General features: G+C 33.1%; 11 protein-coding genes. All 11 read left to right on the top strand.

Annotated elements, in window-relative coordinates; all coding sequences use genetic code 11:
- Positions 1 to 213: 213 nt before the first annotated feature.
- The 11 genes from DWY01_RS09785 to DWY01_RS09735 are packed head-to-tail and all read left to right on the top strand — an operon-like array spanning position 214 to position 10,887.
- Complete coding sequence (locus DWY01_RS09785; RefSeq protein ID WP_117995944.1) at positions 214 to 828, top strand: sugar transferase; 615 nt, start codon at positions 214 to 216, stop codon at positions 826 to 828.
- A gap of 55 nt (positions 829 to 883) precedes the next feature.
- Positions 884 to 1,981 (top strand): glycosyltransferase, encoded by a 1,098-nt coding sequence (locus DWY01_RS09780; protein WP_117995943.1) that lies wholly within the window; start codon positions 884 to 886, stop codon positions 1,979 to 1,981.
- Positions 1,982 to 2,020: 39 nt separating this feature from the next.
- A complete protein-coding gene (locus DWY01_RS09775) occupies positions 2,021 to 3,187 on the top strand; it encodes a glycosyltransferase family 4 protein (protein ID WP_117995942.1) in 1,167 nt (388 codons plus the stop codon).
- Positions 3,184 to 4,191, top strand: coding sequence for a kinase (locus DWY01_RS09770; RefSeq protein ID WP_117995941.1), 1,008 nt, complete (start codon positions 3,184 to 3,186; stop codon positions 4,189 to 4,191). The genes DWY01_RS09775 and DWY01_RS09770 overlap by 4 nt, the downstream gene beginning before the upstream one ends.
- Positions 4,191 to 5,429, top strand: coding sequence for an HAD-IIIA family hydrolase (locus DWY01_RS09765; RefSeq protein ID WP_117995940.1), 1,239 nt, complete (start codon positions 4,191 to 4,193; stop codon positions 5,427 to 5,429). The genes DWY01_RS09770 and DWY01_RS09765 overlap by 1 nt, the downstream gene beginning before the upstream one ends.
- Before the next feature lie 2 nt (positions 5,430 to 5,431).
- Positions 5,432 to 6,088: an SIS domain-containing protein gene (locus DWY01_RS09760; RefSeq protein ID WP_117995939.1), complete on the top strand. Its 657-nt coding sequence runs from the start codon at positions 5,432 to 5,434 to the stop codon at positions 6,086 to 6,088.
- Positions 6,085 to 6,930 (top strand): glycosyltransferase family 2 protein, encoded by an 846-nt coding sequence (locus DWY01_RS09755; RefSeq protein ID WP_117995938.1) that lies wholly within the window; start codon positions 6,085 to 6,087, stop codon positions 6,928 to 6,930. The genes DWY01_RS09760 and DWY01_RS09755 overlap by 4 nt, the downstream gene beginning before the upstream one ends.
- Before the next feature lie 11 nt (positions 6,931 to 6,941).
- On the top strand, positions 6,942 to 7,895 hold the full coding sequence (locus DWY01_RS09750) for a glycosyltransferase (protein WP_117995937.1): 954 nt from the start codon (positions 6,942 to 6,944) through the stop codon (positions 7,893 to 7,895).
- 58 nt (positions 7,896 to 7,953) lie between these two features.
- The gene (locus tag DWY01_RS09745) at positions 7,954 to 9,084 is read left to right on the top strand and encodes an ABC transporter ATP-binding protein (protein ID WP_117995936.1); all 1,131 of its coding nucleotides are present in this window, start codon (positions 7,954 to 7,956) and stop codon (positions 9,082 to 9,084) included.
- 11 nt (positions 9,085 to 9,095) lie between these two features.
- Complete coding sequence (locus tag DWY01_RS09740) at positions 9,096 to 9,878, top strand: ABC transporter permease (protein WP_003863937.1); 783 nt, start codon at positions 9,096 to 9,098, stop codon at positions 9,876 to 9,878.
- 37 nt (positions 9,879 to 9,915) lie between these two features.
- Positions 9,916 to 10,887 carry a glycosyltransferase gene (locus tag DWY01_RS09735; RefSeq protein ID WP_117995935.1) on the top strand — a complete coding sequence of 324 codons (972 nt, stop codon included), beginning with the start codon at positions 9,916 to 9,918 and terminating at the stop codon, positions 10,885 to 10,887.

Genomic DNA, 10,887 nt, shown 5'->3' with positions numbered 1-10,887 from the left:
ATTAATTCTTATCTTGATACAAATCAAACATGCAGGCAAGGACAAGGTTCCTTGTTTTTTGATAATTTAACATAATTTGTTTTTAATCTTTATATAAAGGTAAAATTCATGATGTTTATTTATAATACATGAACTTTTTTTGTTTCATAGTTTTGAATATGGTATACTTTTCGAGGTAGGGGTCAATCTCTACTATTATAGGGGAGTGTATTTATGTATTCAAAATATGGGAAGCGAACACTTGATTTTTTGATGAGTTTAGCGGGAATCATAATTTTATCTCCACTTTTGATTGTGTTAATGATTTTAATTAAGGTGACATCTCCTGGACCTGTTTTCTTTAAACAGAAGCGTGTGGGGATTCATAAATCTTATTTTAATATTTTAAAGTTTAGAACAATGCGTATTGATACGCCAAAAGATATGCCTACGCATTTATTAGAAAATCCAGATCAATACATAACAAGTGTTGGTAAATTTTTAAGAAAAACGTCTTTAGATGAGCTTCCACAATTGTTTAATATATTTAAAGGGGAAATGGCAGTCGTGGGGCCAAGACCAGCTCTATGGAATCAATATGATTTAGTAAAACTTAGAGATCAATATGGGGCCAATGATGTACTTCCAGGGTTAACTGGTTGGGCACAGGTCAATGGACGTGATGAACTAGAATTAGATGTAAAGGCTAAATTGGATGGAGAGTATTGTAAAAATTTAAGTTTTTCATTTGATGTGAAATGTTTTTTAATGACAATTTTTTCCGTGTTAAGACACGATGGAGTTGTCGAAGGGGGTACAGGAAGTATCCACAATAAAGATAATAACTAGGGGATAGTTGTAAGGTCTTATTCTTGAAAAACATACATAAGTTAGGGAGTTAATCATGGTTGTTGTATTGGTATATGCGTTTGATACATGTTTGGATCGTGTGCAGTTATTGAAGAATTACTATACTTCAAGGGGGTATGAAGTAAAGGGGATGACTTCAAATTTTTCGCATAGAAAAAAAGCGGTATATAATGCCGATGCAGATGCTGTGATTCCAGTTCGTGAATACCATAAAAATCTTTCAGTGGATAGAATTTTGTCACATATGGAATTTGCGAAAAAAGCAAGACAAGCCATGGAAGATATTCAACCTGATTTAATCCATTGCATTGTTCCATGTAATTCATTAGTAAAAGAGATGGCAAAATATAAAAAGAAACATCATAATGTCAAAGTAGCCTTTGATATTATTGATTTATGGCCAGAATCCATGCCTATTGAACGATATGAATGGATGTTGCCTTTTAAAATTTGGAAAAATCGTCGCGATAAGTATTTATCAAGTGGAGATTATGTGTTCTGTGAATGTGAATTATTTAAACAATATGTGCATTGTGGGAATGTTTTATATTGGTCGATTGATAAAGATTGCATGCCTATGAATCCAGATTTAGAGCAAGATGAGCTACAATTCTGTTATTTAGGATCTATCAATAATATTATAGACATACCTATGATTACTTCTTTTTTAAGGGAATGTAGTCAACAAAAGAAGTGTGTGTTGCACATTATAGGGGACGGAGAAAAGAAGGAACAATTTATACAAGATGTTTTGTGTGTGGGTGTCAATGTGATTGACCACAAACAAATCTTTGATTTTAAACGCAAACAGGAAATCTTTGATCAATGTAATTACGGCTTTAACGTGATGAAATCAAGCGTTGTGGTTGGACTAACAATGAAATCATTGGATTACATGTGTGCAGGTCTTCCTATCATTAATACGATTCAGGGAGACACAAAAGAATTTTGTACAGAATGGGATATTGGTTTTAATATAACAGAAGACAATATAAAACAAGTTGCCAAACAGGTATGCCAAGAAGGTATGGATGTGCAGCTTCAAAGAAGAAAAAATATTCAGACATTGTACAATACTTATTTTACGAAAAAACGTTTTTATGAAGTTTTGGATAAAGTTTTAGATTTATAAAAATGTGTTTAATCACATTTTTTTTGATTGGAGGTAACTATGAATATATTGCATATTTCACCCTATGTACCCAACCTACATACAAATCATGCAGGTGGTGTATGCATGGGAAAGACAGTAGAAACATTACGAAAAAAACATGATGTTTATGTTTTATCATTCATAACAATGCCTTTAGAAGAAAAAATCATTGCCGAAGAATACGATTCTGAAAATAGTTATTTCATTCCTATCTCCAATGTGGATCGTATCAAACAAGGCTTATTACACTTAAATATGCCATTGATGTTTTCGGCACGTAGTTCCAAAGAATTTAAAAAGCAGTTTCTTAAGATTATTGAAGAAAGAAACATTGAAGCTATTCATTGTGAATATACGGCAATGGCACAATATATTTGGATCAAAGAAAAGTATCCGAATATGATATTTAATATTGTAGAGCATGATGTCACAAGACAATCCTTTTTAAGAAAGTCAAAAGATGCGACAGGATTTAAAAAATTATTTTGGAAGTGGCAGTTAAAACAGGCTTCAAAATACGAAAAAGCGTATTGTCAGAAAGCGGATCATGTGATTGCAGTCAATTCCAAGGATGAAAGATTGCTTCATGAATATTATGATTTAAATAATGTAGAATTAATGAATCCATATTATGGAGTGGATTTCGATAAGAAATCCAATATTGAAAAGCAGCCTAAATCTATTTGTTTCATTGGCCAAATGGCGCGTGAAGAAAATCATTTGGCGGCTATGCGCCTGATTCAAATCTTTAAGTCGATGCATCGAGATGATATTCAATTAACAATAATTGGAGCCCATCCTAGTAATGAACTGCAAAGCTTTGAATGCGAGAACATTCATATTACTGGCTTTGTGGACAAGATTGAGGATGAAATCCTTAAAAATGAAATGGCCGTATTCCCATTGACATTAGGAGCGGGTATTAAATTAAAGGTTTTATTAGCGTGTGGTTTAGGATTGCCTGTAATCACAACGGATATTGGTGCAGAAGGTATCGATGAAGATGGAAATACTTTACTTCTTGCACAAACAGATGAAGAAATTAAACAAGCTATTTTAGATTTAATTGATGATCCACAAAAGCTGGAAAAGAAATCGATTGAGAGTAAAAAATTTGTAGAAAAATATTTTAGCTGGGATAAAACGATTGAATTATATGATCGATTATATGAGGTGAGAACATGATAATCACAAAAACACCATTTCGAATGTCATTTTTTGGTGGTGGAACCGACATGGAAGCTTTCTTTAAAGAAAATGGAGGTTCTGTCCTTTCTACTACATTTGATAAATACTGTTATGTCAATGTAAGACATCTACCAAGATTTTTTGATTACTCTACAGAACTAAGTTATTCAAAAACAGAAAGAGTCACTCGTATTGATGATATTGAACATCCGGCTATACGTAATGCGATGAAGATGTTGGATATGCACGAAATTCGTTTGACTTATGAAGCGGATTTGCCCGCTCGTAGTGGACTTGGTACAAGCTCTTCTTTTGCGGTAGGTATGTTAAATGCATTCTATGCCTTAAAAGGCAAATATGCAGATAAGAAAAAATTAGCCGATGAAGCTATTTATTTAGAAAGAGTTCTATGCGATGAAGCAGGAGGCTGGCAAGATCAGATTGCAGCTTCATTTGGTGGGTTTAATCGTATTGATTTTAATGCGGATGGCTACTCTGTACGTCCTATTATCATTTCACCCGAAAGAAAAAGGCAGCTAAATAATAATTTAATGATGTTTTTTACAGGCTTTACACGTTTTTCGAGTGATGTACAAAAAGCTAATCAATTAGACGATGCCAGCAAGAAAAAACAATTAAAAGAAATGTTGAATCTTGTGGATGAAGCAGAATCCATATTAACAGACACATCAAAGGATCTTGATGATTTTGGAAGATTATTAGATGTAACCTGGAAGTTAAAAAGACAAACAGGAAAATCGGTATCTACAAACCATATTGATGAGCTGTATGAAAAAGGAATTTGTGCAGGAGCATTAGGTGGAAAGCTATTAGGCGCTGGTGGCGGAGGCTTCTTAGTTTTCTATGTGCAGCCAGAAAAACAAATTGAAGTCAAAAAAGCCATGAAAGACTTAATGTATATTCCGTTTAAGTTTGAGGATGCAGGAACTCAGGTAATCTATTATGGTCCTGAAGATTATTCACCATTGGAGGAAGCATAATGAAGGTTGTGATTATGGCTGGAGGTAAGGGAACGCGAATTACTAGTGTTGCCTCGGATATTCCAAAACCAATGATTTTGATTGAAGGAAAGCCTGTATTGGAACATGAAATCGAATGTTTAAGAAAACAAGGCTTTACGGATTTGATATTAACTGTTTCTCATTTAGGAAATATTATTATGGATTATTTTGGGGATGGTTGTAAATTTGGTGTACATATCGAATACTATTTTGAAAAAGAACCTTTGGGAAATGCAGGAGCTTTATTTAAAATTAAAGATCAATTAAGTGATGATTTTCTATTATTAAATGCGGATGCGATGTTTGACGTAGACTTCAATCGTTTTGTAGCTTACCATAAACAACATCAAGGTTTAGTGACATTATTTACACATCCGAATAGTCATCCTTATGATAGTGGACTAATTATTTCAAATGCCTCTTGTCAAGTTGAACAATGGCTCGCTAAAGAAGATGCAAGACCTACATATTACAAGAATCGTGTCAATGCAGGTTTACATGTAATCAATAAGGAAGTTTTGAATCAAACAATTCATACACAGAAGATTGATTTAGACCGCCAATTATTAAAACCTTTAGCTGGCACTGGAAAGATGTATTGTTATGACAGTCCAGAATATGTAAAGGATATGGGAACACCAGAAAGATATTATGCGGTATGTGATGATTTTAAAGACGGTCGGGTACAGGCGAAAAACTTGTCACAGAAACAAAAGGCTATCTTTTTAGATCGGGATGGCACAATCAACAAGTATGTTGGTTTTTTAAGAGATATTGATCAATTTGAACTGTTACCGAATGTTTCAAATGCCATTAAGAAAATTAATGATTCTGGTTATTTAGCTATTGTCGTAACCAATCAGCCTGTTATTGCACGCGGAGAAGTGACAAGACTAGAATTGAACAAGATTCATAATAAGATGGAAACATTGCTTGGACAAGATGGAGCGTATTTGGATGGCATTTATTATTGTCCACATCATCCTCATAAAGGCTATGAGGGTGAGATTGTAGAATTAAAGATAGATTGTGATTGTAGAAAACCCAAGCCTGGTATGCTGATTCAGGCTTCTACAGATTTTAATATTGATTTAAGCCAGTCATGGATGATTGGTGATAGTGATAATGACATTCTTGCAGGAGAAAATGCAGGATGTAAAACCGCAAGAGTCACGGAAGAAGAATCGTTGTATGACATTATAGAAAGGATATTGTGATTATGTTAGAAAAAAGATTAGAGAAACATATTGATTTATTGATTGAACGATATCCTGTATTAGAAGCATGCAAAGAAGATATTATTTCTGGATATGAATTATTAGAAGAATGTTATACAAATGGAGGAAAGTTGTTGATTGCTGGAAATGGGGGCTCGGCTGCGGATGCTGAGCATATTGCTGGAGAATTGATGAAACGATTTAAAACACCTCGTCCCATTCCGAATGAATTAAAGGAAAGATTAATTGAGATTGATCCTGTTCGTGGTGAAAATCTATCCAAGAATTTAGAAAGACCATTAATGGCCATTCCTTTGGTGGCACATGAAGCCTTAACAACGGCTTACATCAATGATGTAGATGGCTTAGGTGTCTTTGCCCAACAATTATATGGCTTTGGAAAAAAGAACGATGTTTTTTTAGGTATCTCAACTTCAGGAAACAGTCAGAATGTAATGAGTGCAACCGTAGTTGCTAGAGCACTAGGAATTAAGGTGCTAGGCTTAACAGGTGAATTAGGTGGCGAATTAAATATGGTTTCCAATGTTTGTGTTAAGGTGCCAGAAACCGAAACATATAGAATTCAAGAATTGCACTTGCCTGTATATCATTGTTGGTGCTTGATGTTAGAAGATCATTTCTTTGGAGCCGATGCATGATTGGGTGTGTTGTATTAAACTACAATGATTATAAAACCACTACAGACTTTGTCTTGCGTGTAAAAGAAATGAAATCCATAGATCTGATTGTGGTGGTTGATAATTATTCTACTGATGATTCATTTCATCAACTACAATCCTTAGAATCCGAAAAGGTCCATGTCATTCAATCAAGTAAAAATGGTGGCTATGGCTATGGCAATAATGTGGGTATTGAGTATTTAAAAGGGAAAGTCGATTATATCTTAATTGCGAATCCAGATGTTGAATTTGAAGAGAGTGTTGTTTTAAAAATGGTACAAGCCTTTGACTTAGATACGGCTATTGTAGCTCCTTTGACATTACAGCCTGATAAAACTAGACAGTTACCAGAGGCTTGGATGGTTCCTACATTAAAGGACTATTTCTTGTTTTCATCCAAAGTTTTAAATAAGAAATTAAGACCTATGTGGTATTCTAAGGACTATTTAGAAAAAGGTGTTGTGGAAGTAGATTGTGTGCAGGGTTCCTTTTTTATGATAAAAGAAGAGGTACTGCCTGATAAATTATATGATGAAAATATTTTCTTATTCTTTGAAGAGTCTTGTATAGGCAAGTATTTTAAGGATAGAAAACTAAAGACAAAGCTATTGATTGATGAGACTTATATTCATAATCATTCGATAAGTATTAATAAATCTTTTGGTTCTGAGGTGCAAAAGCGTAAAATTACGTTGGATAGCTTTTATACATATTTTAAGGATTATTACACATTGAATCCAATTTTATTATGGTTCATGCGCGTCTATAAGCGTGTTATTTATATAGAGAATTATATGATTTTAAAGACGTTATACAAATAGGTGGTGAAATTATGATTTCGGTTGCGATGACAACATTTAATGGAGAGAAGTATATTGAAAAACAAATAGAATCAATCATCCATCAAAGCTTGCCTGTCGATGAAATCGTAGTTTGTGATGATGGCTCTACCGATCATACGGTTGATTTATTAAAGAAGTATGATGTGACATTGATTCAAAATTTTCAGAATCTAGGTTATAAATTAAATTTTAAACAGGCCATGGAAAAGTGTAATGGAGATTATATCTTTTTATGTGATCAAGATGATATATGGGAAAAAGATAAGGTAAAGGATATGATGCATATTATGGAAAGCCATAAAAACATACATGTACTTGCGAGTTCTTTTACCTATATAGATGGTCAAGATCAAATGATTTTAACAACTTTAAATAAAGGATATTCCAACAACAATCTTTATAATAAAGAGGTTGAAAAGAATGATTTAGTGTCAGTTTTGACGGATGAGTTTATTTATGGTAATTATTTTCAAGGCTGCGCTTTAGTAATGGATAAACAGACAAGGGATTTTGTGGTACATCACTTTGATGATCGTTTACCACATGATTGGATTATCAGTTTGTATGCTTCTATTGATGGTGGAATGTATTTTTACAATAAGTCAGAGTTTAAATATCGCATTCATAATGATAATTCAATAGGCGTATCAACTTTAAACCAAAGTGCAACGCAGCATGTCAATCGTGCATATCAGTTTGAAGAACGTTACCAAAAGGCGCGGGATGCGTTGTATGTTTTGGATGTTTTAAAATCAAATTGTATAGATTATTATATGCAGAATGAAAAGAAATTTAATGCGATTGAATCCTTTATGGAGCATCATGTTTCGTATTTAAAAAATAAAAAATTCTTTGGCTTATTAGGCCAAAATCGATATGTGTATTATAAGAAGCTAAAGACCTATCGAGCTAGAATTATGGATTTGTTGTATTGCCTAAAATAATGTGGGTATGTAAATATATCTCGAATTATGCTAGAATAAATTGAATTGAGGTGTTGAGATGGATACACAAAATGCGATTGAAGTGCGTAATATGTATAAACAATTTAAGGTGGATTATGATAAGGCGCATACTTTAAAAGATAAATTATTGTTTTGGAAGACAAGTCATGTTGAAATTCATGAGGTGTTAAAGAATATTAGTATGGATATCAAAAAAGGTGAAACTGTTGCCTTGATTGGTACGAATGGTTCCGGAAAGTCAACTTTGTTGAAATTAATGACCAAAATCATTTTTCCAAATAAAGGAACTGTTGAAACGAATGGAAAGCTAACATCTTTACTTGAGCTTGGAGCTGGCTTCCATCAGGATTTTACGGGTAGAGAAAACATTTATTTTAATGCATCCATTTTTGGCTTAACAAGAAAAGAAATTGATGAACGTATTCAAGATATTATTGATTTTAGTGAATTGGGTGAATTCATTGATCATCCTGTACGTACCTATTCGTCAGGTATGTATATGCGTTTAGCCTTTTCTGTTGCGATCAATGTAGATGCAGAAATTTTATTAATTGATGAGATTCTAGCTGTAGGTGACCAACATTTCCAAGAAAAGTGTTATCGTAAATTAAAGGAATTAAAGGAATCGGATAAAACGATTGTGATTGTTACACACAGTTTGGACGTGGTAAAAGACTTATGTGATCGTGCGGTATGGATCTATAAGGGTGAACTTCGACTAGATGGAGATCCAATTTATGTTATTGATGAATACTTAAAGCAGGTAGCCATTGATCATAAGGAAGAAAAGAAAAAGGCAATTGCACAAGGTAAACATCGTTATAAAGCAGCTGTTTTTATTGATGCACCAAAGGATTTTGCGACAATTCAAAAGGATAAGGGAACGTTAGTAAGTCAAGGTTGGCAAATCAGTGATCATGATCAAGCTGTATTTAAGTTTTTCTTAGATGGTAATGAAATCAGTGGGATTAAGCGAAAGAATCGTCAGGACGTTTTTGAAGCCTATCAAGAGGCCTATGCCGGTGACATGGATCCGGATACAATTGGCTGGCAGGTCAATTTAGATTTAAATGATTTAGATTTAGGGAATCATAAGATTGATATTCAATGTTCAGAACCGGATGGAAATATTTTGGCCGATAAAAGTATACAGTTTACTTTAGAGTAGGTGGTGAAAAGATGCATATATTTAAAGATATTTATGATTATCGTGAATTATTGAAGACAAATGTAAAAAAAGATATTCGTGGAAAATATAAAGGCTCTTTTCTAGGTATTCTTTGGTCATTTATTAATCCCTTGTTACAGGTGGTTGTATATTGGATCGTGTTCCCCTATTTAATGCGTGGAGCTGGGGGAGATAACTATTTAGTTTATTTGATTACGGGTTTGATTCCTTGGACATTCTTTTTAACAACTGTGAGTACAGGAACCACTTCAATTAAAGCCAATGCGGGAATTATTAAGAAGGTGTATTTTCCTAGAGAAATCTTATTGATTTCGCAAGTCTTAAGTGGATTGGTTAACTTCTTTATTTCTTGTATCATTATATTTATTTTCTGCTTCGCATTTGGGTATGGAATTTCTATTCAAATTCTAATGCTTCCTGTAGTTGCATTGATTCAATCTATTTTGATTTTAGGCATTATTTTATTGTTAAGTTCATTAAATGCCTATATTCAAGACTTAGAGTATATTGTATCCTTTTTACTAACCATGGGAATGTATGCTACTCCTGTTATCTATGATTTATCTTTATTAGATGGAGCTGGTGTTTTAGGTCAAATCATTCGTATGAATCCATTGACAATTTTAGTTACTTCCTATCGTGATATTTTTATGTATCATGTATGGCCACCATTAAAACCATTAGGTGCTGTTGCCTTATTGGCTTTGGTTATTTTAGTCATTGGCTATGCCGTTTTCAAAAAATTAGAAAAAGGATTTGCAGAAGAATTGTAAAGGTATTTTTAAAATACCTTTTTTTTGGAGGTTTTTTATGATTTCAGTCGCAATCGCCACGTATAATGGTCAAGAATTTATTAAAGAACAGCTTTTATCTATATTGAATCAAACAATGTCGGTTGATGAAATTGTGATTTGTGATGATCAATCGAGTGATGATACAGTAAAAATTATTCAGGAGCTTCTGTGTGATAAAATCTATTTGTATCAAAATGAAAAAAATTTGGGCTATAAGTTAAATTTTAAAAAGGCACTTTCTTACTGTAAAGGAGACTACATCTTTTTATGTGATCAGGATGATATTTGGAAGCCTAATAAGGTACAAACGATGATTGAGATTATGCAAAATCATCCAGAAATCAAAGTATTAGCGAGTACATATGATTTGATTGATGAGTTGGGTAATGATAAACAGATTGATATGAATCGAAAGTATTCCAATAAGAATATGTATAAGTGTAAGGTAAAAGATAATGCATTGGTAAAGGTTCCTTTTGAAAGATTAGTTGTGGAAAATAGCTTTCAGGGATGTGCACTTTGTGTTCGACAATCGATGAATGAGAAATTTCAAAGATGTTATGCAGAAGATTTCTATCATGATTGGTTTATTAATTTGTTGGCGAGTGAAGAAAATGGAATGTATTTTTTAAATGTGCCTCTCTTTCAATATCGTATTCATTCGAAGAATACGATTGGCTTAAAAGGAAATGTCACCTTAAAAGGAAAAGAGCGTTTGAATGCGACAAATACGATAGAGGCGCGTTTGAATACGGCTTTCAATTGTGTTCAAACATTAAATCGACTGGAAGAATTGGATGTAGATTTAAAAAACAACTATCCAAGCTACATACAATATAGATTGTTTTTTATTCATCATATGGATTATATTGAGCATGGTAAAGTGTTTAAACTGTTTCTGCAAAACTTTGATTCTTACTATAAATACTTTAAAACCATCAAGGGAAGAATCATGGATATTGTGGTTACGTTAAAAAAAATGTGTTAA

It is taken from the genome of Eubacterium sp. AF22-8LB (genome assembly GCF_003458715.1).
Taxonomy (GTDB): Bacteria; Bacillota_I; Bacilli_A; order Erysipelotrichales; family Erysipelotrichaceae; genus Holdemanella.
The sequence above is the reverse complement of the archived record's forward strand: the minus strand, read 5'-3'. Positions and strand labels throughout refer to the sequence as shown.

Coding starts and splice junctions, on each gene's coding strand:
- DWY01_RS09785 (WP_117995944.1), top strand. CDS start 214: ATGTATTCAAAATATGGGAAGCGAACACTTGATTTTTTGATGAGTTTA.
- DWY01_RS09780 (WP_117995943.1), top strand. CDS start 884: ATGGTTGTTGTATTGGTATATGCGTTTGATACATGTTTGGATCGTGTG.
- DWY01_RS09775 (WP_117995942.1), top strand. CDS start 2,021: ATGAATATATTGCATATTTCACCCTATGTACCCAACCTACATACAAAT.
- DWY01_RS09770 (WP_117995941.1), top strand. CDS start 3,184: ATGATAATCACAAAAACACCATTTCGAATGTCATTTTTTGGTGGTGGA.
- DWY01_RS09765 (WP_117995940.1), top strand. CDS start 4,191: ATGAAGGTTGTGATTATGGCTGGAGGTAAGGGAACGCGAATTACTAGT.
- DWY01_RS09760 (WP_117995939.1), top strand. CDS start 5,432: ATGTTAGAAAAAAGATTAGAGAAACATATTGATTTATTGATTGAACGA.
- DWY01_RS09755 (WP_117995938.1), top strand. CDS start 6,085: ATGATTGGGTGTGTTGTATTAAACTACAATGATTATAAAACCACTACA.
- DWY01_RS09750 (WP_117995937.1), top strand. CDS start 6,942: ATGATTTCGGTTGCGATGACAACATTTAATGGAGAGAAGTATATTGAA.
- DWY01_RS09745 (WP_117995936.1), top strand. CDS start 7,954: ATGGATACACAAAATGCGATTGAAGTGCGTAATATGTATAAACAATTT.
- DWY01_RS09740 (WP_003863937.1), top strand. CDS start 9,096: ATGCATATATTTAAAGATATTTATGATTATCGTGAATTATTGAAGACA.
- DWY01_RS09735 (WP_117995935.1), top strand. CDS start 9,916: ATGATTTCAGTCGCAATCGCCACGTATAATGGTCAAGAATTTATTAAA.